Raw genomic sequence first — 25,580 nt, 5'->3', positions numbered from 1 at the left:
TCATGTACAACTGCGCCAACGACATTCTTGCCTATCACGATGACGAGGTGACCCTCCCGCAGGCGGAGCGGACCAATATGCGCGGACGGCGTGATGCCAACCGCGAGCGCCTAAAGAAAGGCCTGAAGGACAAGGACAAGCCCGCGCCGCGCGAGTTCGCGAGCCAAGGCAGTTACGCCATGAAAACGATGACGCAGCACCCTGCCAAAGACTACGATATTGACGATGGCGTCTATTTCGAGAAGGCCGTGCTCGTTGGCGAGCGCGGCGCGGAGATGACTGCGCTCCAAGCACGCCAGATGGCGCGGGACGCGCTCGACGACGGTTCATTCAAGACCCCGCCAGAGGTGCGCAAGAACTGTGTGCGTGTCTACTACCTCGCAGGATATTGCGTGGATGTGCCAGTGTATCGTCGCGTAGCAACCAAGGACATCTTTGGAAGCGAGAGCTACCACCACGAACTTGCCAGCAGCGACTGGAAACGCTCGGACGCCCGGGACGTGTCGAAGTGGTTCGAAGACGAGAACACAAAGCAGAGCCCTGATACCGTCAACGGCCGCCAGCTCCGCCGCGTGGTACGCGAAATCAAGAAGTACGCACGCAGCCGCGAAAGCTGGTCCGGTCAAATCCTCAGCGGCTTTGGCATCACGAAGCTCGTGACAGAGTGCTTCCAAGGTGACATGTGGAGGGAAGATCGCGCCCTATACGCGACGATGAAGGCCATCCGCGACCGGCTGAACTGGAACCTCGTGGTTGCACATCCGGTGACCCCCGATCAAACCATCACCAGGGGCACGGATGATCCTCGCGCACGCTTCCTGCGCGGGCGTCTGACCGAGGCGATCGACACGCTCGCCCCGCTGTTCGAGCACGACTGCACCCGCACCAAAGCTCTGAAATGCTGGGACAAGGTCTATGCGACGACCTTCTTCAGCAATCGGGACGAAACCAAGTTCGAAAAGAAGTCTGCCCTTCTCAAGGTCGCGTCGGTTGCGCCGCCTGCAGGAGCCTTCTCTTTCCCCAACGCGCCGCGCACCGACGACAAGCCGAGGGGATTTGGCTGATGTGGTTCATCCACAATCCCGAGCGCCTGAAAACGGAAGTGACCGGCATCGAGGCCCTCCGGGCGAGTGCGCCTTGGCTGGCGGTCGCGACGCCGCGCATGATGAAAGGTCTGCAGTTCGCCGTCGATTTCGACATGGCCGTCAACGGGGAAGCCCTGCCATTCACCTTGACCTATCCGGCCTTCTTTCCGGAAACGCCGCCCTCTGTTCTCCCTCGGGACGGGCGACACTACTCGAGCCATCAATGGGGACATGGAGGCGAGTTGTGCCTCGAATACAGGACGGACAACTGGGACCCCGCGGTAACTGGCGCGATGATGATCGAAAGCGCGCATCGTCTTCTCTCTGGTGAGCAACCAGCACTGGATCGGCGCGCCGTCGTACCGAGCGCGCATCAGGCATCCCTCGGTCAGCAATTGCGGAGCGCGAGCTGCCGAGCGTTCCTGACCCCCGGATTGCGCGATTACATCGCCGCCCTGGAAGCTGGAGCCGGCTATCCCTGCAATATCGTGGAAACGCATGGCCCTCGCCGGACGTGGACTGCCTATGTCGCCTCGATCGGCCCCGTATCCGCGCCCGTATGGCAGGAAGACAGCATACCGCCTGGAGACAGCCAGGGCAGCCCCGGGCTCCTCGTGCGGCTTCCGTCACTCGATGGCGTAGCAGTCTCAGAGCAGGAGCAACTGGAGCGCATTGTCACCGCCACGGCTATTCAAGGCCAGGCGCCTACCGACGACAATGCCACGTCGCGATTCACTGTGCTCGCTGACGCGACGAGCGCACAGTTCCATTTCTCGTTCTTACACAAGGGCACGTGGAAGGTGCTGCACTATCGCACCATCGACCTTTCCAATGAAACCGGCGCGCGCCTGCCGGACTTCTACGCAGCAATGGCCGGGAAGAAGGTCGGTATCGTCGGCTGTGGATCACTGGGCTCGAAGATCGCCGCAAGCCTCGCGCGAAGCGGCGTCCGACAGTTCGTGCTCATCGATGACGACATTTTGAAGCCGGGCAACCTCGCACGGAATGAACTGGCGGCAGAAAGCCTCGGCTCGCACAAGGTTGACGCACTTGAAGAACGCCTGCGCGCGGTCGCGCCTAACGTGACGGTCGAGGTTTGGCGCGTCGATTTGGGCGGTCAGGAATCTTCTGGCAGCACGGCCACCATCCTTGACGCACTTGCTGAATGCAATCTCTTGATCGACGCAACCGCCGATCCGCAGGCATTCAACTTCGTTGCATCGGTGGCGCGACGGGCCCGTAGCCCGATGATCTGGGCCGAAGTTTATGCCGGAGGCATCGGCGGATTCGTGGCTCGCCTGCGACCGGGTATTGAGCCGCCTCCGCATGCGGCGCGCCGCCAATACCTCGCGTGGTGTCGTAGCCAGGGGGTTCCGTGGCATGGCCAAGGAAATGACTACGACGTGCACCGCGATGCCGGCCCACCACTCATTGCCGACGACGCCGACGTGGCAGTCATCGCCGCGCATACGTCACGCATGGCGGTTGACGTACTGGTTCGGCGCGACACCTCCATCTTCCCACATCCGGCCTATGTCATCGGCCTCGCAGCGGATTGGGTGTTCGATGAGCCGTTTGACACTCGGCCGATTGATTTCGCGGCCGAAGATGAATGGCAGCTCCCTGTATCGGGAGAACACGCTGGCGCCGCGCTCGAGTACGTGGTCTCACTCCTGGATAAGGCGGCGGACGATGCGGATCGAACTGGCACCTGACATCGAGCCGCGTCTGCGTAAGGCGCTTCAGCGGGCAGGATCACGCGAGATTGGCGGCATGCTGTTCGCCGAGCAACTTGCGCCGGGGCGCTTCCGTATTATCGACTTTTCGCTCGATTCGCATTCGGGGTCGCATGCCAATTTTCGACGCGATCCAGCCCTACATCACAAAGCACTGACTGCGTTCTTCGAGCAGACCGGCCGCGATTTCAGCCGTTTCAACTATCTCGGGGAATGGCATTCGCATCCGTCGTTCCCCGTTCGGCCTAGTCGAGAAGACATCGACACGATGACAGATATAGTTGAAGATAGCAGTTCGGAAATCACCTTCGCACTTTTGCTCATCGTTCGTTTACGTTTCTGGATCTGGATGGACCACTCGATGACGATCTTCGCCCGAAGTTGCGCTCCGCAGCGCACGCGCCTTACTCCTCGCGTGATCTAGAAATGAAGATCGTCGTCATCCGCAGCCACAGTTGCCGGCACGGCGCCCGCCGGTAGTGGCAGGCTTGTGACGACGAAGAGGTTCAAGATGTCCTCGCGATCCATGAACAGTATCTGACTGCGTTTCGTCGCGTCGAGCTTACTGCCCAACCAGTTGCGCTCCGCCTTCGTAATCTCGCCACCTGCAACTATAAACGCGTGATCGACAAGCACGCACTTTCCGATGTCGGGATCGAAGATTTCATGCCCCAGCATCATCATAACCTGGTTGTGGACCTCGGCGGCGTTGGCGTTGGAAGCCTTGCTCATGCCCGATGAGTTGAGTTTCCCAACCTGCAAAAAATTGTGGTGGAGCCGGAGCTTGACGGTGAAGGTCAGCCGACCGGTTTCTATCTCGTCGCCATCGGTGAAGGCCGGAGGCTCGCGCAGTTGCTGCGCGTCAAGCGCAAGGAGATCAAGAAGTCCGCATCATGGGATCGAAGTCGGAACTGCTGCGAACGCGGGTGGCCGCTTCTAGCGGGCAATCGGCGGCGTTCGGCGTTCATAGTTCTGTACTGAAATGGCGCGCCCGGAAGGATTCGAACTATCTTTTGATCGTGAGGATATCGCAAATGATGTTCGTCCGCTTTTGGGATCCGCCAACTCGAACCAGAATGACCGATATGGGGGCGCATTGCAGACCGGCACTTTTGGGGCCGTTTCCGGACTGGCAGGTTCAAAGCGCAAACCTCGATGAAGGCGACTGCGGGGGCGACATTTCAACATCTCATGAGCAAAGGTCGCTAATCTCGCGTTCGACAAGCCGGAAACGCTCCTTAATCTCTTCTCCCGCATAGAAAACAAGCATGTCGTCCTTCGTGAGGGTCCCCTCGGCGAGAAACTTGATGAGGTAGCGCTGATTGAATTCAGCAAGAAGGATGCCTTTCTCGATCTGTGCGAGGATCTGCTTCATATTGTCGATATTGGCGTTGACGAGATGCTTCACCAGCGCCATGTCGCGCGCATCCTTGATCAGTCGGTTCACGATGATCTTAAGGACGTCGGTGTCGAGCTCGAGCGTCTTCGCGTTGAGGGCGATGTCGCGCGCTAGCATGTAAGCGATGGCGAGGTTGCGATAATCGCCCTTCTGGGAATCGATAATCGCGATCAGCCCGATACCGGGGAGGAATTTCAGGTCCTGGACGGTGGCGAGTATACTGTTGTCGACGAGCGAGGCGTCGAAGACGATAATTCCGGCCTGCCCCTCGCGATTGGCCTGCGCTTCGAGTAGCTGGCTCCAGGCCGTATCCGCTTTTTTGGTGAAGACATCCTTGGTCTGGATGTCGCCGAGGCGGATGCTCTTGTCGAACTTGCATTCGATCGCGATCCGTTTGCCGCTGTCGCCAGCAAGATGGCAAACAATGTCGCCCGTCTTGTTTCGACGGATTGCACCGGCACGGTCGCCGGTCAGCTCAATACGGTCGGCGAGCTTCTGGCGATTAAAAAACTCCGACAAGAAGTCGGCGATATCGGCCTCGGCGAGCACGCCCTTCACCGCCGACCGGTAGAAAAGCTCCTTCTTCATATCGAAGATGAGCTTCAGACTTTCGAGCTCAGTCCCGAGTTCGTTCGCTGTGCGCGAGAGGAAGCTCGAGAGCCGGTCCTCCATGAGAGCCAAGACACCGATATAAAGCGCCTTGTGAAGCTGCTCGTCGCGATCGGTAGCGGGAACCTTGTTGAAGAACTCGAATAGGATCTTGTTGTCGACCTCGAAGGCACCAAACTGAACGCGACTATTTTTCTGGTCAAGGCTGACAAGTGGCATATTAGACCCGGCTGTAGCGATAGTGACCTTTGATGGTCGACGCGAGGAAAGTCCCCTTCGATCCGGCCTGATCGAAAGCCTGCGCAATCTGCGGCGGCACCTCGTAATAATGATAGCGGGTGCTGTTGAGAAACTCGACCTCGAGCAGCAGCTGATCTTCATCGTAGCGGATTGCGGCGATGTTTGACGAGGTGAAGGGAGCGAAATCTTGCCAGGCCATATGTGTTATTCCTTCTTGGGCGGTGTGGGGACCGGGTTCTGCTGGAGCCAGGTCTCGACAAAATATTGATAGTCCGCGGCGATGTGCATTTTCAGGTTCCAACCGCCTGGCGTCATCGAATCCTCGGGCGCGGCTTCGTCACAGATCAGCGGATCCTGACTGTCGGGGCGACGATCGCGAGGCGGCGCTTGGATCATTGTCCGCATCGGAAGCCTCACCGCTTCGCCGAGAATGATAGCCTCGCCGGTGCGCAGTACCGGCAACATGCTGGTCAAACCTTCAAGGTTGTCGGAGAGCGCGCTGGTCACATGTGAGCGATCGGTGGCGTTGCTCAAGCGCATCGCAAAGAAGGTTCCGCATTGTGACAGGATCGTGGGATTGATCTCGGCCGGGCGCTGGCTGACGATCATCGCGCCGATCCCATATTTGCGCCCTTCCTTGACGATGCGCTGGGTCGCGATTGAGGCGGCGCTGCTGCCATTGTCGCCAAGATAGCTGTGCGCTTCCTCCATCACGACCAACAGCGGGCGTTCGCGTCCACCCTCCGAGAGGTTCCGCGCCCAGAAGAGACCATCGTAAAGGACGCGCAAGATGCTGCCGATGATATCGTTCGTGACCGTCGAGGGAATGCCTGACAGGTCGAGGATCGTGATCGGCTTGTCACTGCCGAGCCATTGACCGACGAACTCGGCGAGCGTCTTGGTCGTCGTGCCGTCGAGCTCGGGATGCCAGTCGCCGGCCTTCAGCAGGAAGTCATAGCGCGCGACGCGAAGCCGGGCGCCGAGCGCCTCAAGTGGCCCACGGACGTTGAGGACGTCCGGGAGCCAATTGATCTTCTCCGGATCAGAGGCGACATTCTTGACCTTGCGAAAGCGCGGTGGGACCCCGGCCTGCGCATCCCCCACGATCTTCGCGCCCAAAGGATCGCATTCGTAGGCCCAAGTCGCCTGATCTGATGGGTTTGCCCCACCAGCGCTGAGATAGGTTCCGAACTCCCGGCAATAGAGGTCATGCCAGAGTTTGTTGAGCGAGAAAGGCACCGGGCTATCGGCGGTGATGCTGGCGGAATCGACACCGGCGACCGGCTGCGCCGTTAGGCTTGCGATCTTGGCCTCGAGTATCTGCTCGAGGATGATGTTGCGTGCTTTTCCATCGGGCGGGAGGCTTCCAAACGTCACCCGAATGAGCTCATCGAAGCTAAGCGCCCAGAAAGGGATGCACAGCCGATGCTCATTGGCGTTGCGGGCATCCGGGTTGATCTTGAAGATATTCGCTCGGTCGCCGAGTGCCTTGCCATATTCGCCGTGGAGATCGAGCACGACGATCCGCGCCGACGGGAAGCGGCTTTCATCCGACAGGACGTTCAACAGCCCCGCGACTGTCGTCGACTTGCCTGAGCCGGTCGTCCCAACGACCGCGCTGTGGCGCGTCACGAGTTTGTTGACGTCGACAAGTGCGTCAATCGACTCGCTGCCTGCAACATGACCGACCCGGACCAGATGATTCTGCTTGCCCGACCGCCCATAGATCGCCTGGAGATCTGTCTCAGAGACGAGATGGACCTCGTCCTCGAAGGTCGGATATTGCGAGATGCCACGCTGGAACCGGCCTGTCCTGTAGCCTTCGCCGATAAGTTGAACTGTCATCCAACGCAGCCCGTTGGGCATCGAAAGCGCGGCCTTCTCGGGAACCGCACTGGCGCCTACCTGCGACACGATCCCATAAAGGTCGACATAGCCGATCGGAATTTTAACAAAGCTACCGATCTGGCCGATTTTATGGCCCTGACCGTGGACAAAGCTCAGGCCCGAGAAGCGGTCCGACGTCAAGGTGACGCTGACCGACGTGCCGCTGACGTCTTGGACAGTGCCGATAACTGTTGCCCGGTTGGCCAGATCAGGCTGGATCATCGCTCATCCCGTCGCCGGAGAGACCACGCAACAGCGCGCCGAGCGCAGCAAAGTCGCCTAGCCGCACGGTGACCTTGTCGCCATCTTTCACGAGGATGCTGGGCGGCAGTACAAGGTCATCCGCGCCGTCGCCTGTCCAGTCACCCGGTGTGCGGCCAATGATAGCCTTGTCGAAACCCAACAGGCTCAGATTCGGAGTCGCTAGCGCACACTGGCGCGCTAGCTTGTAGCTATCTGTCTCTAGGTCACCATAAACAAAGGCAAAAACATGCGCGGTCGGGTTCGCCTCGAGACTACGGCATATGACGTCGTTGATATGCTCGTCTGCGAAGGAATAGCCACAGATGAAGAGCAGCGACGACGGCGCGAGCAGGAAGGCCTTAAGTCGATCGAGCATCGCGAGATAGGGCATCTTGCGGCTCTGGTCATATTTGAGATGCGACGGGTAGATTAGATAGCTCTGCTTATCGGTCTTCTCATCGGTTCGAACGACAACCGTCTCATTCTCCAGGCGCCAATTGAGCGAGCCATGGATTTTCCACAGCCGGGCCCACCGCGGCGGCAGCAAGCCCTCGTCCTCAACGGCGCCGAGGTCGAAGAAAGCCTTCCGGGCACCGATGAAGCCGTCGAAATAGGGCGCTGAACTTTCCTCGAGAGCCTGCTCCATCAGCAGGTCGTAATTGGTCGTAAAGAGATGGACGGGCCGCTCACGACGGATCGAGCGACTCCAGATCGCAAGATTGTGATAAGGGCTATCCTTTTCCGGAAGCGTACGAGTGACCTCCTTGGAGATCACCTTACAGACCTCGGAATCGAGCACTTTGAGCTCTGCTGCTGTGAGGCCTCTCGCATTTCCGATGCCGGCGACGCTCGCGAACACGCGGATGCGGCTGAGGATCAGTTCAATATTGCCGCTGTTGCCGCCATCCTCCTTCACGATCTGAACGATCTTGTCCCAGCTTTTGGGCTTCGCGGGGTCCCCGCTGGACAGGGTCTTGGCGATCACCTTCGTCAGTCCAGCCACGTCCCAGATCAGCGGGTCGGTGACAGTCTTCCCATCCTCCTCGCGCTCATTGACACGGATCGACAGCGGGCAGCCCGCGCCGAGGAAGAAGCCGATCGGTTTACGGTTCTGCGACAGCGCCTGCTGAATGAAGCTGATCTGTCGAACCGGATCATGTTTATGCATCTCACCCCCTAACCAGAATTCCCTCCCTGGTCCGGAATCATTGGTCCATAATCTTCTACCCGAACAGGCCGGACATGTCGCGGCCCCGGAGAGTTACGATGAGCAAATGACTTCTTTCGGGATCCGCTTGCGATCATTCGAGTGACCGATTTGGCGGCGCAAAGCGGACGTCTCTGAAAGGGCCGTTGAGGGGTCGCGTTGGGTCAATCTGCGACATTGTCCTGCCGGCTATAAGCAGCCGCCCGCACTCCATCTCCAGCAGCCTCTGTAACGTCTTCGCCTCATCCCGTTGCGCCCCGCATCTGCGCGTCCTGCTCCTCGTCCGTGACCCCGCACACTCGCTAGTTCGGAGTTTGGCTTGGTGGCAAGGCCGCCGTAGAGGCGCGCCCCGCGCCCCGCGTTCCTTAGTCTTGCGCACGCCTTTCCACGGAGGCCGGCAAAAAGAGGAGCGGCCGGTTCTCGCCTGCGGCGAGCCAGGCGTTTGGTGCTCTTGCCATCCGCATCACGCGTGGCTTCGCGAAGGCCATCGACGGCACCAGGCAGCGGTGCACCGGCCCGAGCCAGGGCGGAATTGACCGTCGTGACCAGAGCACGGCCCGAGGCTGTTTGACTGTCCGACCCGCAAAATCTATGGCCGCGCCGTAGGCACGATCAGGCCTATCCGTGGACGGTCAGACTGCCAGTGTATTCCGTCTCAGCGCCGGAGATATTTCATGAGCGCCGCAATGCCGAGCACGACGAGCGCCAGGATGAGGAGGCCGAAGAGCCACATCCCCCACATGCCGCCGCCCATCATTTGATCGTAGTACATGACGGTCTCTCCTCTGCGGGATCAAGCTATCTTCACCACCGCCATCATGCCCGTGGCCATGTGGTAGAGGTGGTGGCAGTGCAGGAACCATTCGCCCTTCGGCCCGGCGTCAAAGGCGATGGTGACGGGCATGTGCGGCGGCACCATCACCGTGTCGCGCACCGCGCCGGAGAAGCGGCGCCCGCCGATGCCCACCACCTGGAAATGGTGGCCGTGCAGATGCATGGGATGGCTCATGGTGGTGGGGTTCATGAAGGTCATCTCGACCCGCTCGCCTGGACTGACGGCGAAGGGCCTTCCCTCACCATAGGTGCGGCCGTTGATGGTCCAGCGATAGCCCGCCTCCTCGCCGAGCATGATGGGGAAGACCTTGTCTGCCCTGCGCGGCGCGAGCGGCTTTCCGGCGGAAAGGCGCGCTTCGAACGTGAGGTCGAGCAGGCCCTGCGGACGGTCGGCCGTGTCGGCAATGCGCGCGACGGTCGCTCCGGCGGTTGCCAGGACGAGGCCGGTACGCCGGGGCGAGGCCTCCACCTGCGCCAGCACCGGGAAGGCCCCGCCGCTCGCCGGAATATCCACGAGAAGATCGATGCGCTGTCCCTGGGCCAACGGAAAAGCATCCGCCTCCAGCGGAACGCAGGGTGAGCCATCCACCGCGACGCAGCGCGGCTTCAGGCCCGGCACGGTGACGAAGAAGGCAGTGGCGGTGCCGCCGTTGATAATGCGTAGCCGCACCTGTCCGCCCTTCTCCACCTTCACCACCTCAGGATCGACAAGGGTGCGGCGGTTGGCGAGGAAGGCGTCATAATCGACGTCGTTGGCGTGGGCCATCATGCCGCCGCTCATTCCCGCGCCCATGCCCGCACCCATGCCGTGACCCATGTGGCCCGCGTTCTGGCCCGCCCCCATCATTCCGCCGCCCATGCCGCCCATCGCGCCCATGCCTTGGCCGGCATGGCCCATTCCCGGCATCGCCATCCCCACCGCAGCCTGAGTGGGCTGGGTCGCTCCGTGAGCCCCGTGGCCGCCATGGGCGTTCGCGCCACCGAGGCCGGCGAGAATCTCCTCCGGGCTGCGGAAGGAGAAATCGTGCAGCATCACCACCACGTCCTGCGCATCGCCCGCATCCGCCTCGCGGGTGACGAGGGGCGCGGCGAGCAACTGCTGTTCGCTCAGCGTGTGGGAATGCATCCAATGGGTGCCGGGCGTGAGCAGGAAGTCCACCTGGTCCGTCCCGCCGGGCGCGAGTTCGCCGCCGTCGGGGCGGGCGCGGTCCTGATCCGCCGGAGCGAAGATCTGGCCGTGCCAGTGCATCACCGCTGGCACCTGCGAGGCGTTGAGCACCGAGCCGGCGAGGCGATCGCCCTCCTTCGCGAAGATGCCTTCGCCCCCCGGGCCCTTGACGGCGAAGACCTTGGCCGCCTTGCCGTTCACGTCGATTGTGAGGTTCTCCACGGTGATGAGCGGGGCGGCGAGGACGCGGCTCCATCCGCCGGAGAGGGCGAGCGCGCCGGCAGCGGCGCCACCCGCGAGGACGGTGCGGCGGGACACGGAGGACAGGTGCTTAGGTCGGGTCATGGTCGGCCTCCTGGGTGCGTCGCCGGGCAGACGAGGCGAGGCAGGGATTGAGTTCAATATTTCGCCTGGGTCGTTGAGCCGTCCGGCGCGGTGAGCTGGACAGCGCCCTTCACGCCCTTGGGCACGGTGACCGGGGCGGTCCCGGCAAGCCGGCTACCGCCGGCGGGCGTCAAGGGGAAGCGCTGGGCCTTGCCGTCCACCAGCAGGATGGCATTGGCCTTGAAGCCGTCGGCAGGAACCGGTTTGTCGGAGCCGTCGCTGATATAGAGCGAGACGGCAGTCGTCCCATCGGCCACCAGTTCGGCGTGATAATGCCCGGCGTCCACGCGCACGCCGCCGTTGGGGCCGGTGCCGGGCTCGTGCGCGAGGAGCGGCGTCGCAACAAGGGGAAGAGCGATGAGGGCCGACGCAAGGGGGCGGAAGATCATGGCGCACTCCGATCAAAAGGCATCCGCGCGGGCGGCGGCCGGGGTGGGGCCGGTCTCGCCCGCCGCCGCCACCAGCCGCTCCAGCGGGCGGCGGCCGTAGAGAAGGACGAGGACGGGGGTGAGCACGGCATCGAGCAGCGTGGCGCTGACGAGGCCGCCGAAGATGGTGACGGCCACGGGGTGCAGGATCTCCTTGCCCGGCATCTCGGCCCCGCTCATGAGCGGCAGCAAGGCGATGCCGGCGGAGGCGGCCGTCATCAGCACCGGGGTCAGCCGCTCAAGGCTCCCGCGCGCCACCAGCGCGGGACCGAACGGCAGGCCTTCGGTGATGGCGAGATTGATGATGTGGCTGATCTTCAGGATTCCGTTACGCGCGGCGATGCCGGTCAGCGTCACGAAGCCGATCATGCTCGCCACCGAGAGCGGCTGCCCGGCCAGCCACAGGGCCACCACCGCGCCGATGAGGGCCAGCGGCACGCTGCCCATGATGACCAGCGCGAACAGTGCCGAGCGGTAGCGGCTGTAGAGGATGGCGAAGACCAGGAGCAGCGACACCGCGCCGAGTGCGCCGATGGTACGCATGGATTCCTCCTGCGCCGCGAAGGTGCCTTCGAGGCTCGTGGACATGCCGGACGGCAAGTCCGTCGTGGCGATCACGCGGCGCATGTCGGCGATGATGGCCGCCGTGTCGCGCCCGCCTGAGGTGTTGGCGAGCACGACGATGCGCCGCCGCCCGCCCTCGCGCAGGATCTGGTTCGGCCCGTCCGTCTCCTTCACGTCCGCCACCTGGGAGAGGGGCACCCAGCCGGATGGGGTCTCGATGAGGAGGCGGGCCAGCGCCTCGGCGCTGCGCGTTGCCTCGGGCAGGCGCATCACCAGGTCGAAGCGCCGGTTGCCGTCCACGAGGGTCGAGGCCACGCGCCCGTTGGAGAGCCGCGCCAGCGCGTCCGTCACCTGTGCGGGCTGGAGGCCATGGAGGGCGGCGCGGCCGTAATCCACGCGCACCGTCACCTCCGGCACCCGCACCTGCCGCTCCACCTGTAGGTCGACGAGGCCGGGAATGGCGCCGAGGCGCTGGCGCAGGCTTTCCGCCGTGGCGCGCAAGGTGTCGAGGTCGTCGCCGAACAGCTTCAGGGCGATCTCGGCCCGCACGCCGGAGAGCATGTGGTCCAGCCGGTGGGAGATGGGCTGGCCTAAATTGAAGGACGCCGGCAGGACGGCGAGGCGGTCGCGGATATCCGCCGTGATCTCGGCCCGGCTGCGGTCGGAGGGCCGCAGGTCCACCTCGATCTCGGAGGCGTACACGCCCTCCGCATGTTCGTCCAGCTCCGCCCGGCCGGTGCGCCGACCCACCGCCTTCACCTCCGGCACGTCCAGGATCAGCGTCTCGGCGACAAGCCCCATGCGGTCGCTCTCGGCCAGCGAGAGGCCGGGTCGAAACGACATGGAGATGGTGAGCGAGCCCTCGTTGAACGGCGGCAGGAATGCGCGCGGCAGACTTGCGGCACCGGCCAGCGCGCCGACGAAGAGCAGCGCGGTCGTGCCCATCACCAGGCGCGGGTGGCGGAAGGCGGTGGAGAGCAACGCCGCGTAGCCGCCCTTCAGCATCCGCACCAGCGCGCCGTCCCTTTCCGCATGGCGGCTGAGGGCCGGCAGCAGATAGAAGGCGAGCACCGGCGTGAGTGTGATGGAGGTCAGAAGGCTCGCGAGGATGGAGACGATATAGGCCTGCCCCAGCGGGGCGAACAGCCGCCCCTCAATGCCCGGCAGGGCGAACAGTGGCACGAACACCAATACGATGATGAGGGTCGCGTAGACGATGCCGGAGCGCACCTCCCGGCTCGCCGCCACCACCACGTCGAACACGGGACGGGGCACGGCTGCGGCGGCATTCTCGCGCAGCCGGCGGAATATGTTCTCCACATCCACCACAGCATCGTCCACGAGCTCGCCGATGGCGATGGCGAGGCCACCCAGCGTCATGGTGTTGATGGAGAGGCCGAAGGCGTGGAACACGATGGCGGTGGCCAGGATCGACACCGGGATGGCGGTGAGCGAAATGAGGGTTGTGCGCCAGTTGAGAAGGAACAGGAACAGCACCACGGCCACCACCGCCATAGCTTCCAGCAGCACCTTCTCCACATTGCCGATGGAGGCGGCGATGAAGTCCGCCTGACGGAACACCGGCGGGGAGATGCGGATGCCGTCGGGCAGCGTGCGGTTGAGGTCGGCCACCGCCTCTTCCACCGCATTGGTGAGGGCAAGGGTGTCCGCCTCCGGCTGCTTCTCCACGGAGAGGATCACGGCAGGCCGGCCCATATAGCCGGCATCGCCGCGCTTTAGCCGCGCTGCGAAATCCACCTGCGCGATCTGGTGGAGGAAGACATTGCCACCGGCGGGGCGGGGCAGGATGAGGGTCCTGAGGTCATCGAGGCTCAGGGTGCGGGCAATGTTGCGGATGAGGAATTCCCGGCCGCCCTGGTCGGCGAAGCCGCCGCCGGAATTGGTCCCGAATTGGGAGAGCGCCTTTTCCAGCGCATCGAGCGTGATGCCGTAGGCGCGCATGGCGGAAACGTCCGGCGAGACGCGGAACTGCCGCACCTCCCCGCCCATGGGGATGACCTGCGCAATGCCGGGGATGGCGAGGAAGCGCGGGCGGATGATGAAGTCCGCCGCCTCCCGCACGGCCATGGGCGATGCGGTGTCGCTCGTCACGGCGAACATCAGGATCTGGCCCATGATGGAGCTGATGGGCCCCATCTGCGGGGAAACATTCGCCGGCAGCCGGTCACGCACCAGAGCGAGGCGCTCCGCGATCTGCTGTCGGTTGCGGAAGATGTCGGTGCCGAAGTCGAATTCAACATAGACCACGGAGAGGCCGACGCCGGACACCGAGCGCAGGCGGACGAGGCCCGGCAGGCCGTTCATGGCCGTTTCCAGCGGGAAGGTGACGAGTTGCTCCACCTCCGCCGGGGCGAGGCCTTCCGCCTCCGTCATGATGGTGACGGTGGGCCGGTTGAGGTCCGGCAGCACGTCCACCGGCAGCCGCGTGACCGCATAGGCGCCATAGACCACCAGCACGAGAGCCAGCGCCAGCACCAGCAGGCGGTTGCGCAGCGATTGGGTGACGAGGACCGTAAACATCGCCGGCCTCAGCGGATCTGGTCGATGAGTTCGGCGCCATCGGTCACGATGCGGCGCCCGGGCGCGAGGCCCGCCAGCACCAGCACGCGGGACGCGTCGAGGGGCTCCGTCTTCACCTCGCGCGGCATGAAGCGCTCGGCGCTGACGTGCTCATAGACGATGGGCTGGCCGTTCGCCCCACGCACCACCGCCGAGCGGGGGATGGCGATGCCCGTGCGCGGGGCGCCGGCCTCCGCGAAGACCGTCAGGAACTGGCCGGGGCGCAGCTCCCCGATGTCCGCGGCGACGGAAAACAGGACGGGAAACGCCTGGGCCCGGTCGGATATCCCCGCGCCCACGAAGGCGAGGGCCACGGTGCGCCCGTCGGGCAGGCGTCCTGTGGCACCGGACCGGCCGGCATCCGGCGAGAAGCCGAGCGCCTCCACCCACAGTCGGCCGGGATCGACGATGCGGAACACCACCGTATTCGGGTCCGCCATCTGCCCCGCGACCGCATCGGCGGCGGCGATGACGCCGGACACCGGCGCGCGCAGGGCCTCCGGCTCGCGCTGCACCCGTTCCAGCCTGGCGCGGCGGGTCTGGAGCCCCTTCAGCTCGATTTCCGCTTCCTCCACCTCGCGGCGGGTGACGGCGTTGGGAATGGCCGAGAGCCGCTCGTAGCGCCGCTTCACGATAGCGATCTGCTGGTCCAGCTCGTAGCCCTGCTGCTCCAGGTCCTTGAGGTCGGAGGCGCCGATGGGCGGATGCACATAAGCGAGGATCTCGCCAGCCGCGACCTTGGTGCCGAGCGGCTTGAAGCCCCCCTCCGGCGGGGCGAGGCGCCCACCCACCGCGGTCTGGACAAGGCCGCTGGCATTGACATCCGGCACCACGCGGCCGGGTAGTTCCACAGTGCCGGCAAAGGTGCCGGCAGCGGTCACGAGGGTGCGCACGCCAAGGATGCGCTGGGTCGGCTTGGGCACGATCACCGAGCCGTCGGGGAGGCGCTGAGCGGCATCGCGAGCGGGGGGCTGCCGAGCGGGCGGCTGCGTGTCCGCCGCCCATGCCCCCTGCGGGGCACCGGCCAGAGCGACGCCGAGCGATCCGAGGACGAGGAGCGCGCCCGCCCGACGCCGGGACATGACCAGCGCCCCGGCCAGGAAGCCGATGAGGAGGCCCGCCAGAATGCCCGCGAGGAGGTCGGTTCGCAGCCCGCCGAGCTGCGCCAGCATCGCCGGCGCTTGCTTCTCGGACGAAGTTGGAGCGGCAGGTATGGTCAAGGTGGCGGCAAGAACGTCCACCGTGTCGCCGGCCGTAACGGTGAAGGCAAGGTCGTGCGCGCCCGGCTTCGCGGCGAAGGGAACCGGCAGCAGATAGGTGCCCGGCCCGGAGGTCTTCGCGGCCTGCGAGCCCTCGGGCGTGTCTACCTCAATGGTGGCTCCTTCTACCGGGGCGTTGTCGGCGAAGCGGTCGAGGTGGATGGTGAGGATGCCGTCGCGCAGCACCGCCACCAACTCGAAATCGGCCGAGGCCGCCTCGGCGCGGGGGGCGAGGGTTGTCACCTGTGGCGGCGGGGGCGCACCGTGGTCGTGGCCTTCGTGGGCCACAGCGGAGCCGGACAGCGCCGCGCCGGCGAGAAGCCCGCACAGGCCGAAGACGGCTTTCCGCAAGAAATGGCGCCCCATGCCTCAACCCGTCCGCTGGTGATTCCGGTACGGGAGAGCGATAGCGCGCGGCGCGTCACGCCGCGTATCGCTTCTGTATCAGTTTGTTTCAGCCTGGATCTTGGGCAGGCGCACCGTGGCGACGAGGCCACCGCCGGTGGCGTTGGCGAGGCTCAGCGTGCCATCGTGCGCCTCGGCCACCGCGCTGGCGATGGTGAGGCCGAGCCCGACGCCTCCAGTAGCGCGGCTGCGCGACGCCTCAAGCCGCACGAAGGGCTCTAGCACGGCGGCGAATTGGTCCACTGGAATCCCCGGTCCCTCGTCCCGCACCGTCAGGACGGCATCCGCTTCCTCGTCCATGATGGACACATGCGCGGAGCCGCCATAGGCGAGCGCGTTGTCCACCAGATTGCCCACCATTCGCTTCAGGCTGACGAGCCGTCCCGCGACGACGAGGCGCGGCGGCGCCGAAAGATCGGCCCGCAGGCCCCGGTCCCGCGCGTCGTCCACGATGGTTTCCACCAAAGCCACGAGATCGAGCGGCCGCACCGGCTCCTCGCTCGCCTCGCCGCGCAGGTAGGAGAGCGTGGCCTCGACCATCTGCTCCATCTCCGCGACATCCCCGGCGATGGCGTCGCGCAGCGCCGGGTCGCTCACATCCTCGAGGCGGAAGCGCAGGCGCGTCATGGGCGTGCGCAGGTCGTGGGAGACCGCCGCGAGGGCCTGGGTGCGCCGCTCGACCAACCCAGCGATGCGCGCCTGCATGCCGTTGAAGGCATGGGCCAGTTCCCGCACCTCCTTCGGCCCCGTCTCGGGCAGGTGAATGCGCGCCGCATCCGGCGGCAGGGCCGCGACGGTGCGCGCCATGGCCCGCAAAGGCCGCGTGAGCCATGCGGCGATGGCGAGGGACAGGAGCAGCACCCCCGCCGCCATCAGCGTGGTGGAGAGCAGGGAGCCGTGCCCCCCGGCGGTCTGCGGCACGGAGGCAAACAGGCGCACATTCAGCCAGCTCCCGTCGGGCAGGCGCACGGCCACGAGGCTGAGGTGCGGATCGGGCCCGGCGCCAACCAGAATGTCCGCTGCGGCAAGGTCCGGTGCGAGCGCGCGAACCTCGGCGGCGAGGCGCTGGGCGGACTCGTCGGCGTGGGGCCCCGTCGCGGCCATGGCCTCGCGGCCCCAATGGGCATCGATGGCGCCCCCCGACAGGGCATGGGCCACCTCCTCCCGACGCTCCGCAGGTGCGGCGGCGAGTGACCGGCGCAGCGCCACGATCTGGTCGGCGAGGCGGACGGCATGTGCCGCATGGCGCTCGCGCTCCATGGCATGTTCGTAGGTCCACAGGCTCAGCACATGGACCACGACGATTCCGAGCACGGCCACGACTGCGGTCCGCAGAGCGAGGCTGTCGATGGCGCGGATCATGAGCGCGCCACCTCCGGGACGAAGAAATAGCCGGTCCCACGCACTGTCTTCACCATCTCCGGCCCGCCGCTCGAATCGAGCTTCCTGCGCAGCCGGCTCACCTGGATGTCGATCGCCCGGTCGAAGCCGGTGGCGATGCGGTTCTTCGCGGCATCCATCAGCTGGTCGCGCGTGAGCACGCGCTGGGGATGCTCCAGGAAGGTCAGCAGCAGATCATATTCGCCGGTGGAAAGATCGACGATGGCGCCTTCCGGGTTGGTGAGCTCCCGCCGCCGGGTGTCGAGCGTCCAGCCGGAAAATGTCAGGCGGGTGCCGCCATTAACAGCGGCGGGGTCGGACAGCCGGGTCCGCCGCAGCACCGCATGAATGCGGGCGAGCAGCTCGCGCGGGTTGAAGGGCTTGGCCAGGTAATCATCGGCACCCAGCTCCAGGCCGACGATCCGGTCCACATCGCTGCCGCGGGCGGTCAGCATGATGATGGGCACATTCGAGGTGCGGCGGATGTCCCGGCACAGATCGAGCCCACTCGCCCCCGGCAGCATGATGTCGAGAATGACGAGGTCCACCGTGCCGGCAGCCATTGTCTCCCGCATTTCGCGGGCGCCTTGCGCGGCCGTGACCTTGTGCCCGTGCTCGCGCAGGAACTTGCCGGCGAGACGCCGGATTTCGGCATCGTCGTCAACGATGAGGATGTGGCCTTCGGGGGACACCGTGTCACGCACTCCTCTGCACCACTCCAGACCGCGGCGCTCGGCACGGTTCTTTCTAGCCTAAAGCCGGATGCCATCACATTGAATCCCAGAGCGATCCGATGTGCGCGATGAACCCCTCCATGTTCAAACAGCTTCGGGGCGTTTTAACTCTGAGGTTTCGGACCCATTCGGCGACTTGGCTCGGTCCGTTCGTCACAAGCAGACGTACTCAATGCCCGAGAATGCGTCACGATCGGCGGCCTCCGTCACCCTCCAGTTGAGAAACATCCTCCCCGATCTCCTGCCGCAGCTGAGGCCCCTTCGCCAGGCGCCGGCCGAGCGCGCCGGTGTAAGCAGCGTAGCGCTCGGAGAGCTTGGCCCGCGTGGCCTGGGCGGCGGGTTCTGGCAGCGCGGGGGTGGTGGCGAGCCAGAAGCGGATGAAGGTGGCGAAGGCCTCGGTCGAGATGCCGAGGTCGCGCTCCAGCCGCGCGAGACGGCGATCGATCTGGCCGAGGCGCCGGGCAAGAGCGGCTTCCTGGCGCTCTGAGCTGTCGGGCGACAGGAAGGAGGCGATTGCGGCCTGGGCGATCAGGGACATGGATTGGTCGCGCTGGGCGGCGTAATGCGCGAGCAGGTCCATGACGTCCGGCTCGAGATAGACCGAGATCTGCGCTTTCTTCGTGCGGCCTGCCATGGCGATCACAACTCCATGCCGTCATTGGGATTGAGGCTGACCTGTCGGGCCACGCCTTGCATGAGTCCGGTCATGCGGCGGTTCCGGGTAGCGATGTCGTCCATCTCATCGTCGCGATCCGTGTCGAACTCGAACTCGTTCTCGATGGGCTGCTTTTTCTCGACCGGCTTCACTCGGCTGAGCTCGGGCTGATGCCGGTGCTCGGAGCCGGTAGGGTCATCGTCGCGACCTTCGATGGCGGCGCTCCCGCCCATGCTCTCCTGCGGTATGGGCAACGGCAGCGCGGTCCAGTCATCGTGTTGGATGGTCAGGCCACGAGAGTGCGTTGGCGGCGGCAAAAGCCGGTCTCGGAAGCGCGCGTCCTCATAGTATCGCGCCTTCTTCGCCCGGATCGGCGGGGTCCCGGCGACCATGACGATCTCGTCCGTGGTTGGTAGCTGCATTACCTCACCGGGGGTGAGCAAAGGGCGGGCGGTCTCCGAGCGCGAGACCATGAGATGGCCGAGCCACGGCGAGAGCCGGTGGCCGGCATAGTTCTTCATCGCCTTCATCTCAGTGGCGGTGCCGAGCGCATCGGAGACGCGCTTGGCGGTGCGCTCGTCGTTGGTGGCGAAGCTCACGCGGACATGGCAATTGTCGAGGATCGAGTTGTTCGGCCCATAGGCTTTCTCGATCTGGTTCAGCGACTGGGCGATGAGGAAGGCTTTCAGGCCATAGCCGGCCATGAAGGCGAGCGCCGATTCGAAGAAGTCGAGCCGACCCAGCGCCGGAAACTCATCGAGCATGAGCAGCAGACGGTGGCGTCCGCCTTTGGCCTGCAGGTCTTCGGTGAGCCGCCGACCGATCTGGTTGAGGAGGAGGCGGATCAGCGGCTTGGTGCGATTGATGTCGGAGGGCGGCACCACGAGATAGAGGGTCGACGGCCGGTTTCCGCCGACGATATCGGCGATGCACCAGTCGCAGCGCCGTGTCACCTCGGCGATCACCGGATCTCGGTAGAGGCCAAGGAAGGACATGGCGGTGGAGAGCACGCCCGAGCGCTCATTGTCGGATTTGTTCAGCAATTCACGGGCGGCGCTGGCGATGACGGGATGCGGGCCAGCCTCGCCGAGATGCCCGGTCTTCATCATGGCGTCGAGCGTCGTCTCGATCGGCCGCTTCGGATCGGAGAGGAAGGCGGCGACGCCGGCGAGCGTCTTGTCCTTTTCGGCATAGAGCACGTGGAGGATGGCGCCGACCAGCAGCGCGTGGCTGGTCTTCTCCCAGTGGTTCCGCTTTTCCAGCGAGCCTTCGGGGTCGACGAGAATGTCGGCGATGTTCTGGACGTCACGCACTTCCCATTTGCCGCGACGCACCTCCAGCAACGGATTATAGGCGGCGGACTTGGCGTTGGTCGGATCGAACAGCAGCACGCGGCCATGCCGGGCGCGGAAGCCGGCGGTGAGCTGCCAGTTCTCGCCCTTGATGTCATGGACGATGGCAGATCCCGGCCAGGTCAGCAGCGAGGGCACCACCAGGCCGACGCCCTTGCCGGACCGGGTTGGCGCGAAGCACAGCACATGCTCGGGCCCGTCATGGCGCAGATAGGCACGGTCGAAGCGGCCGAGCACGACGCCATCGGTGCCGAGGAGCCCGGCGGCGCGGACCTCCTCCTTCTCGGCCCAGCGCGCCGACCCATAGGTCTCGACCCGGGATGCCTCGCTCGCCCGCCAGACCGACAGGGCGATGGCGACGGCGATGGAGAGGAAGCCGCCGGAGGCGGCGATCAGTGCGCCCCGGAAGAACACCTCCGGCGCATAGGCATCGAAAAAGTACCACCACCAGAAGAAGGCCGGCGGATAGTAGATGGGCAACTCGAGAAGCGCGAACCACGGCGCGCCCAACTGCGCCTGATAGTCGAGGCTCCAGGCCACATATTGTGTCGCGCCCCAGATTGCCGCCAGCACGATCAGCAGCACGGTGAGGATCTGCCCCCAGAGGATTTTCGCCGCCGACATGGTGATGGTTCCTCTCTCAAGTCAGAGGCCGAGGCCGCGCTTGCGGCCGAAGCTCCAGTCGACGCCGCCATCGTCACGGGCGACGCCGGAGACATGCCCGCCGAGCTGGCGCTCCAGCGAGGGCGACCAGGGCACGAGTTGGAAGCCGAGCCCGTCATCGAGCATGGCGAAGCGACCGGACGCGAGCACAAGTCGCTGGCGATACGTGCCGGCGACATACTCGCCGGTACCGGCCTTGTTGAACGTCAGGCCGGTCTCGGCGGCGAGCTTCTCGCCGACGGCCTCCAGTTCCCGGCGGCGGAGCGTGTCGATGAGATTGCGGGCGAAGACGACGCGTCGTCCCTGTTGATCGGCCAGCCCCTCGCGGATGAGATGCTCGGCGCGCCTGTCGAGTGCCTGACACACCTCCGCGCCGAAGCCGCCGTTCGACAGAGCGACGGGATCACGCGCAATGGACTGCCGGTCGAGCCAGGTGGCGCCGGTGGCCGTGACCTGGTGGGCGAGATCCAGATCGGAGCGCACGGCGAGCGCGACGCGCCGTTTGCCGTGGGCATCGTCGAAGGTCCGCAGCTCGACGATGGAGCCCGGCGCGCCATCGCCGGCTGCATCGAGATCGGGCAGCCGGATGTGATGGGACCGCCCGTCCACGCCATCGACGATGGCATAGGCGGAGCCGCGGAGTTCGTCATCAAGGCCGCGCGCGACCAGTCGGCCGATCACCGGCACGTCGAGGCTCTCGGCGGTGAGGACATAGCTGGCCGTGCCACGCTCGATCCCGCGTTCGGTGAAGGCGCGGTGCATGCGCTTGATGATGTCGCCGCGCTCCCCCAGCCCGCGCAGGGTGGCTTCCGCTTCCGGCTCCATCACCCATTGCGCGTTGCCGATCTCACTGGCGAGGCCGAGCGTCTCGAGTTTGCGGAGGCGCCCAATCTTCAGCGCATGGTGCTCGTCCGGCTGTCGGCCGGTAACCAGCGCCATGTCGATGATGCCGCTCTCGCGGGTCTCGCGGACAAGCTGGCGGTCGAGCTCGGTCCAGCGCTCGGCCTCGATCTGGCGTTCCAAACTCCGGCGGATATCGAGCTCGGTGCGCGGGCCGAGTTCCTGGGTGATCAGGTCACGGGCGCGATCGCGCATGCCCTCGCTGATATAGTCGCGGGAGATCACGAGGTCCTGGCCATCGTCGCGGCGGCCACGGACGATCAGGTGCACATGGGGATGCTCGGTGTTCCAGTGATCGACGGCGACCCAGTCGAGGCCGGTGCCGAGGTCCTTTTCCATCTGCCGGGTGAGGTCACGGGTGAAGGCGCGCAGATCCTCCATCTCCAGGGCGTCGTCAGGCGAGACGATGAAGCGGAAATGGTGACGGTCATCGCGGCAGCGCTCGGTGAAGGCGTCAACATCCACGCTGGCGCTCTCGGGACCGAACATCCGCGCCTTTTCACCGTCGCGGGTCACGCCCTCGCGGCGGAGATAGGTGAGGTGCTGACTGAGGGAACCCGCGCGGGTCGTGTGTCGGACGACGCGGGCCTTCACCACAGCGCCACGCGAGTGCGGCGTGATCCGGCGGCTGGCCTGAAGGCTGGCGACCTGTCCGCTGCCGAAACGCGAGCGGTTGCCGGTGGCGATCTTGGCCGAGCGAGAGACCCCGCCGCCGGCCTTCCGGGCCGCAGCGAGCGCCTGGGCGACGAAGGGGCGGGCCTGCTGGGCGCGGGTCGAGCGGATGCGGCCGGGACGGACTCGGAACTCGCGGTCATCGCTCATGGCGAAGCCTCGCAATGTGCGGAAAATCGTTGATGCGGCGCCATTTGCGGCACGCGCAAACCTTGTGGTTCGGCTCCGCAAGGTGCCGAAGGCGCAGGAAAGATGTGCAGAAACAACACCCCGACCGCCGCGCAATGTGCGCCCTTTTATCCTGCCCTCGTGCGGTCGTGGTCTCTGTCCTGCGCCTCCTTGCTCGCCAAGGAACGCCAGAGCCCGACACCATGCGAAAGCGGGCCCGCCTGCTCATGGCGCTCTCCGCAAGGGCAAAGGTGCAACGAAAAGCGCGCCCGATCGCGGCGCGAGAAGCGCGGCATCGATGGGATTGCTGCGCGCGGGCGGCGTGGCGAACAGCGGCGCCTCACGCCAGCTTTGCGCCATTGGCAGCACCGATGCGGTGGCGCCGGCTGCAGACTCTGTGTCGATGATCGGCGCCAAGGCCGCGAAGTAAGCGCGCGTCTCCGGCGGCAGCGGCTTGCCGGCAAGCGACGCCTCATAGCGCGCAGGCCCGGCGTTGTAGGCCGCGAGCATAGCGCGGATGCTGCCATAGCGGTCATGGAGCTGGCGCAGATAGGCGGCACCGGCGAGGATGTTGTCACGCGGGTCGAACGGATCGACGCCGAGACCGTGATGGACGCGAAGCTCGTCCCAGGTCGCGGGCATGATCTGCATCAGCCCCATGGCGCCGGCGGGTGAGACGGCGCGCGGATCGCCGCCGCTCTCGGCCAGCAGGACGGCACGGATCCATCTGGCTGGAAGCTCGAAGCGCTGCGCGGCTTCGTCGATAAAGGTGGCGTAGGACGTGACGGAATACGCCACGGTCGGCAGCGTGGTTTGCGCGGCGGCAGAGCCGTGCGATGCACCGCCGATCAACAGCCCGGATGCGAGAAAGAGCACAGAGGGATGCATGTCAGCGCACCGCAGCGCGCCAGATGAAGTCACTGTTGCCGGCTTCATCCGTGAGGAGTGGCATCGCACGGCCGATGACGGTGCCGTCTGAAATCGGCCCGAAATACCGTCCGTCGAGACTGTCACCAACGTCCGGGTTCATCAGGAACAGTTCGCCAGGCGCAATACGCCGGCAGCCCTGCCAGACCGGCAGATCGCGGCCCCCGCGGTCGCGCGGCAGCGCTTCGCCGAGTGGCACGCCATCAACTGTGATGGCGTCACGGAGGCGGCAGACATCCTGCCCAGGCAGACCCATCACGCGCTTCAACAGCGGCGTGCCTTCGCCGATATAGCCACGTGCGATGAGGAACGCAGCGAGCGGCGGCGGTGGCATCACCGCGACCAGATCGGTGATCTCGAGATGATCCGCCGGCTCGACCGAGTAGAGCCCGACAGGAACGCTCGCCGAGACATTCCAGATCAGCTTCAGCGGCGTCGGCAGCGTGGCGGCGTAGGCCATGCCGACGCTGGCGGCCGCAGCCATCAGCACATAAGCGGCGCGGTTCATTGTCCGCACTCCCGCCGCTTCAGCCACGCCTGATGGCGCTCCACGCTATAGGCGCGCGGCTCGAATCCGACACTGATGCGGTGCGCGACATGGCCCCAGTGATCGGGCGCGACGGTGGCCGCATCGATGCCGATCGCTTCGATGGCGTCAATGTGCTGCAGAATTTTCTCGACCTTCGGCCAGCCATCGACCCGCAGCAGGATCTCGCCACCGGGCCGCACGAACGGCAGCGTCTGGTAGCTTTCGCCTGGCGCCACGCAGCGCACGATGTCGAGGCGGGAGGCCACGGTGCCGAGGTCGTTCGACGCCCATCGGACAAAGGCGAAGATGCTGCCGGGAGGGAAAGACAGGATGCGCCGGCGGCGATCCAATAGCTGCTCATGCGCGTGATGGCCGAAGCGGATCCAGTTCTCAATCCGCTTCTCGATATGGGTCAACTCCACATGGGTCATGGCATCGGACGGGGGAACAGGTGCGAATGCCGTGCTTGCCGCACGGGGCGCAAACGCCGCGCTCATGGCTGGTCTCCAGATTGGGGAGGGAATTCGCGCGCGAGCAGGTCGCGCAGCATCTCGGCGACGGTGACGCCGTAGCGGAAGGCGGCGACCTTGATCCGACCGCGCAGTTCGGGCGTCACATCAATGGTGAGCCGCGCAGTGAACGCGGCGCCGGGGCGGTGCTCTGGCGCGACATCTGCTGCCTTGATCCAGTGCTCGGGATCAGCAGGCCGAGAGGCGAAGTCGCGGCGGATCGGGCGCTCGCTCATGGCGCGAGCCTCCCGAGGTCGAGACCATTGATCTCGGCGCAGAGCGCGGCGATCTCGCGCGTGGCCGGCCCAGCATCGTCGCGCTCGAAGACGAGACGGCCCGACTGTGCCGCCGCCGCAAAGGCGATGCGCTGACCGATGGTGCTGGCGAGCACTGGCGGATCGTGATCGGCCAGCGTCCGCGCGGTCTCGCGGGCGAGAACGGTGCGCGCGCCGCAGCGGTTCAGGACGAACCGGACCACCATCTCCGGGCGGTAGATCCGCGCCTCGCGGATCAGCGCCAGCATCTCGGCCGAGGCCCAACCGTCGAATGGCGAAGGCTGAACCGGGATCAGCACCAGATCGGCGGCGAGCAGCGCCGAGCGCATCAGCCCTGCGACGCGGGGCGGACCATCGATGACGATGTGATCGGCGTCACGCGCAAGCTCGGGCGCCTCCCGGTGCAGCGTATCGCGGGCAAGCCCGACGACACCGAACAGCCGTGGCAATGCCTCGCGGCTGCGTTGCTGCGACCAGTCGAGGCTGGAGCCCTGCGGATCGGCGTCGATCAGCGTGATCCGCTGTCCCTGCCGAGCCCATTGCCCGGCGAGATGCAACGCCAGCGTCGTCTTGCCGACCCCGCCTTTCTGATTGAGGAGCGCGACGATCATTGCCGATCTCCCCCGCGAGGGGTTGTCTGCGAAGACCTGTCAGGCGGCGTTTTCCCAGGCCGTTTTGCCCGCTGTCGGCGATTGTCGCTTTCCCTTGAAGTGGAGTCTGGTCGGCGGAGAAAGCTGAGTCTTTCTGGACTCTTGCGCATGGTCCGGTTTCCCTTGAATCATAGATTT

22 protein-coding genes are annotated in these 25,580 nt (G+C 65.3%); 3 read left to right on the top strand and 19 right to left on the bottom strand.

Going from position 1 to position 25,580, the window contains the following annotated elements:
• Positions 1-2: 2 nt before the first annotated feature.
• Genes EDC64_RS19440 through EDC64_RS19430 form a run of 3 tightly spaced genes read left to right on the top strand, consistent with a single transcriptional unit; the run spans position 3 to position 3,245 of the window.
• Complete coding sequence (locus EDC64_RS19440; RefSeq protein ID WP_132034651.1) at positions 3-1,064, top strand: cyclic GMP-AMP synthase DncV-like nucleotidyltransferase; 1,062 nt, start codon at positions 3-5, stop codon at positions 1,062-1,064.
• Positions 1,064-2,800, top strand: a complete 1,737-nt coding sequence (locus tag EDC64_RS19435; protein ID WP_132034488.1) for a ThiF family adenylyltransferase — start codon at positions 1,064-1,066, stop codon at positions 2,798-2,800. The genes EDC64_RS19440 and EDC64_RS19435 overlap by 1 nt, the downstream gene beginning before the upstream one ends.
• A complete protein-coding gene (locus EDC64_RS19430; protein WP_132034486.1) occupies positions 2,778-3,245 on the top strand; it encodes a Mov34/MPN/PAD-1 family protein in 468 nt (155 codons plus the stop codon). The genes EDC64_RS19435 and EDC64_RS19430 overlap by 23 nt, the downstream gene beginning before the upstream one ends.
• On the opposite strand, the gene EDC64_RS19425 is transcribed toward EDC64_RS19430, so the two are convergent.
• The 19 genes from EDC64_RS19425 to parA form a co-directional block, all read right to left on the bottom strand.
• Entirely contained in the window at positions 3,242-3,553 is a 312-nt protein-coding gene (locus EDC64_RS19425; RefSeq protein WP_207916142.1) for a hypothetical protein, read from the bottom strand. The genes EDC64_RS19430 and EDC64_RS19425 overlap by 4 nt on opposite strands.
• Before the next feature lie 457 nt (positions 3,554-4,010).
• A complete protein-coding gene (locus EDC64_RS19420; RefSeq protein WP_132034484.1) occupies positions 4,011-5,048 on the bottom strand; it encodes a hypothetical protein in 1,038 nt (345 codons plus the stop codon).
• Position 5,049: 1 nt separating this feature from the next.
• The gene (locus tag EDC64_RS23880) at positions 5,050-5,268 is read right to left on the bottom strand and encodes a KTSC domain-containing protein (protein WP_245504794.1); all 219 of its coding nucleotides are present in this window, start codon (positions 5,266-5,268) and stop codon (positions 5,050-5,052) included.
• 5 nt (positions 5,269-5,273) lie between these two features.
• Entirely contained in the window at positions 5,274-7,178 is a 1,905-nt protein-coding gene (locus EDC64_RS19415; RefSeq protein ID WP_245504793.1) for an ATP-binding protein, read from the bottom strand.
• Positions 7,165-8,367 carry an SIR2 family NAD-dependent protein deacylase gene (locus tag EDC64_RS19410; RefSeq protein ID WP_132034482.1) on the bottom strand — a complete coding sequence of 401 codons (1,203 nt, stop codon included), beginning with the start codon at positions 8,365-8,367 and terminating at the stop codon, positions 7,165-7,167. Before EDC64_RS19410 ends, EDC64_RS19415 begins: the two co-directional genes overlap by 14 nt.
• Before the next feature lie 832 nt (positions 8,368-9,199).
• A complete protein-coding gene (locus EDC64_RS19405) occupies positions 9,200-10,753 on the bottom strand; it encodes a multicopper oxidase family protein (RefSeq protein WP_132034480.1) in 1,554 nt (517 codons plus the stop codon).
• Between the two features lie 53 nt (positions 10,754-10,806).
• On the bottom strand, positions 10,807-11,181 hold the full coding sequence (locus EDC64_RS19400; protein ID WP_132034478.1) for a hypothetical protein: 375 nt from the start codon (positions 11,179-11,181) through the stop codon (positions 10,807-10,809).
• 12 nt (positions 11,182-11,193) lie between these two features.
• The gene (locus EDC64_RS19395; RefSeq protein WP_132034476.1) at positions 11,194-14,325 is read right to left on the bottom strand and encodes an efflux RND transporter permease subunit; all 3,132 of its coding nucleotides are present in this window, start codon (positions 14,323-14,325) and stop codon (positions 11,194-11,196) included.
• An 8-nt stretch (positions 14,326-14,333) separates the two neighbouring features.
• On the bottom strand, positions 14,334-15,974 hold the full coding sequence (locus tag EDC64_RS19390; RefSeq protein ID WP_420808970.1) for an efflux RND transporter periplasmic adaptor subunit: 1,641 nt from the start codon (positions 15,972-15,974) through the stop codon (positions 14,334-14,336).
• Between the two features lie 93 nt (positions 15,975-16,067).
• Positions 16,068-17,390, bottom strand: a complete 1,323-nt coding sequence (locus EDC64_RS19385) for an ATP-binding protein (protein ID WP_132034472.1) — start codon at positions 17,388-17,390, stop codon at positions 16,068-16,070.
• Positions 17,387-18,112 carry a response regulator gene (locus EDC64_RS19380; protein ID WP_274594960.1) on the bottom strand — a complete coding sequence of 242 codons (726 nt, stop codon included), beginning with the start codon at positions 18,110-18,112 and terminating at the stop codon, positions 17,387-17,389. The genes EDC64_RS19385 and EDC64_RS19380 overlap by 4 nt, the downstream gene beginning before the upstream one ends.
• Before the next feature lie 217 nt (positions 18,113-18,329).
• Positions 18,330-18,776: a CopG family transcriptional regulator gene (locus EDC64_RS19375; protein ID WP_132034468.1), complete on the bottom strand. Its 447-nt coding sequence runs from the start codon at positions 18,774-18,776 to the stop codon at positions 18,330-18,332.
• 5 nt (positions 18,777-18,781) lie between these two features.
• Positions 18,782-20,773, bottom strand: a complete 1,992-nt coding sequence (locus tag EDC64_RS19370) for a conjugal transfer protein TraG (RefSeq protein WP_132034466.1) — start codon at positions 20,771-20,773, stop codon at positions 18,782-18,784.
• A 21-nt stretch (positions 20,774-20,794) separates the two neighbouring features.
• Complete coding sequence (locus EDC64_RS19365) at positions 20,795-22,534, bottom strand: relaxase/mobilization nuclease domain-containing protein (protein WP_132034464.1); 1,740 nt, start codon at positions 22,532-22,534, stop codon at positions 20,795-20,797.
• A gap of 243 nt (positions 22,535-22,777) precedes the next feature.
• Positions 22,778-23,440, bottom strand: coding sequence for a lytic transglycosylase domain-containing protein (locus tag EDC64_RS19360; protein ID WP_132034462.1), 663 nt, complete (start codon positions 23,438-23,440; stop codon positions 22,778-22,780).
• 1 nt (position 23,441) lies between these two features.
• Complete coding sequence (locus EDC64_RS19355) at positions 23,442-23,987, bottom strand: S26 family signal peptidase (RefSeq protein ID WP_132034460.1); 546 nt, start codon at positions 23,985-23,987, stop codon at positions 23,442-23,444.
• Positions 23,984-24,505, bottom strand: coding sequence for a DUF2840 domain-containing protein (locus tag EDC64_RS19350; protein ID WP_132034458.1), 522 nt, complete (start codon positions 24,503-24,505; stop codon positions 23,984-23,986). The genes EDC64_RS19355 and EDC64_RS19350 overlap by 4 nt, the downstream gene beginning before the upstream one ends.
• Positions 24,502-24,753, bottom strand: a complete 252-nt coding sequence (locus EDC64_RS19345) for a ribbon-helix-helix protein (protein WP_132034456.1) — start codon at positions 24,751-24,753, stop codon at positions 24,502-24,504. Before EDC64_RS19345 ends, EDC64_RS19350 begins: the two co-directional genes overlap by 4 nt.
• Positions 24,750-25,403 carry a ParA family partition ATPase gene (parA, locus tag EDC64_RS19340; RefSeq protein ID WP_132034454.1) on the bottom strand — a complete coding sequence of 218 codons (654 nt, stop codon included), beginning with the start codon at positions 25,401-25,403 and terminating at the stop codon, positions 24,750-24,752. The genes EDC64_RS19345 and parA overlap by 4 nt, the downstream gene beginning before the upstream one ends.
• Between the last annotated feature and the right edge of the window lie 177 nt (positions 25,404-25,580).

Origin of the sequence: Aquabacter spiritensis, from assembly GCF_004346185.1 — a bacterium.
Lineage (GTDB): Bacteria > Pseudomonadota > Alphaproteobacteria > Rhizobiales > Xanthobacteraceae > Aquabacter > Aquabacter spiritensis.
This window is presented reverse-complemented; position numbering and strand designations above follow the sequence as displayed.

Bases quoted from the DNA above. Each gene is read 5' to 3' on its own strand.
- EDC64_RS19440 (WP_132034651.1), top strand. From the start codon at position 3: ATGTACAACTGCGCCAACGACATTCTTGCCTATCACGATGACGAGGTG.
- EDC64_RS19435 (WP_132034488.1), top strand. From the start codon at position 1,064: ATGTGGTTCATCCACAATCCCGAGCGCCTGAAAACGGAAGTGACCGGC.
- EDC64_RS19430 (WP_132034486.1), top strand. From the start codon at position 2,778: ATGCGGATCGAACTGGCACCTGACATCGAGCCGCGTCTGCGTAAGGCG.
- EDC64_RS19425 (WP_207916142.1), bottom strand. From the start codon at position 3,553: ATGAGCAAGGCTTCCAACGCCAACGCCGCCGAGGTCCACAACCAGGTT.
- EDC64_RS19420 (WP_132034484.1), bottom strand. From the start codon at position 5,048: ATGCCACTTGTCAGCCTTGACCAGAAAAATAGTCGCGTTCAGTTTGGT.
- EDC64_RS23880 (WP_245504794.1), bottom strand. From the start codon at position 5,268: ATGGCCTGGCAAGATTTCGCTCCCTTCACCTCGTCAAACATCGCCGCA.
- EDC64_RS19415 (WP_245504793.1), bottom strand. From the start codon at position 7,178: ATGATCCAGCCTGATCTGGCCAACCGGGCAACAGTTATCGGCACTGTC.
- EDC64_RS19410 (WP_132034482.1), bottom strand. From the start codon at position 8,367: ATGCATAAACATGATCCGGTTCGACAGATCAGCTTCATTCAGCAGGCG.
- EDC64_RS19405 (WP_132034480.1), bottom strand. From the start codon at position 10,753: ATGACCCGACCTAAGCACCTGTCCTCCGTGTCCCGCCGCACCGTCCTC.
- EDC64_RS19400 (WP_132034478.1), bottom strand. From the start codon at position 11,181: ATGATCTTCCGCCCCCTTGCGTCGGCCCTCATCGCTCTTCCCCTTGTT.
- EDC64_RS19395 (WP_132034476.1), bottom strand. From the start codon at position 14,325: ATGTTTACGGTCCTCGTCACCCAATCGCTGCGCAACCGCCTGCTGGTG.
- EDC64_RS19385 (WP_132034472.1), bottom strand. From the start codon at position 17,390: ATGATCCGCGCCATCGACAGCCTCGCTCTGCGGACCGCAGTCGTGGCC.
- EDC64_RS19375 (WP_132034468.1), bottom strand. From the start codon at position 18,776: ATGGCAGGCCGCACGAAGAAAGCGCAGATCTCGGTCTATCTCGAGCCG.
- EDC64_RS19370 (WP_132034466.1), bottom strand. From the start codon at position 20,773: ATGTCGGCGGCGAAAATCCTCTGGGGGCAGATCCTCACCGTGCTGCTG.
- EDC64_RS19365 (WP_132034464.1), bottom strand. From the start codon at position 22,534: ATGAGCGATGACCGCGAGTTCCGAGTCCGTCCCGGCCGCATCCGCTCG.
- EDC64_RS19360 (WP_132034462.1), bottom strand. From the start codon at position 23,440: ATGCATCCCTCTGTGCTCTTTCTCGCATCCGGGCTGTTGATCGGCGGT.
- EDC64_RS19355 (WP_132034460.1), bottom strand. From the start codon at position 23,987: ATGAACCGCGCCGCTTATGTGCTGATGGCTGCGGCCGCCAGCGTCGGC.
- EDC64_RS19350 (WP_132034458.1), bottom strand. From the start codon at position 24,505: ATGAGCGCGGCGTTTGCGCCCCGTGCGGCAAGCACGGCATTCGCACCT.
- EDC64_RS19345 (WP_132034456.1), bottom strand. From the start codon at position 24,753: ATGAGCGAGCGCCCGATCCGCCGCGACTTCGCCTCTCGGCCTGCTGAT.
- parA (WP_132034454.1), bottom strand. From the start codon at position 25,403: ATGATCGTCGCGCTCCTCAATCAGAAAGGCGGGGTCGGCAAGACGACG.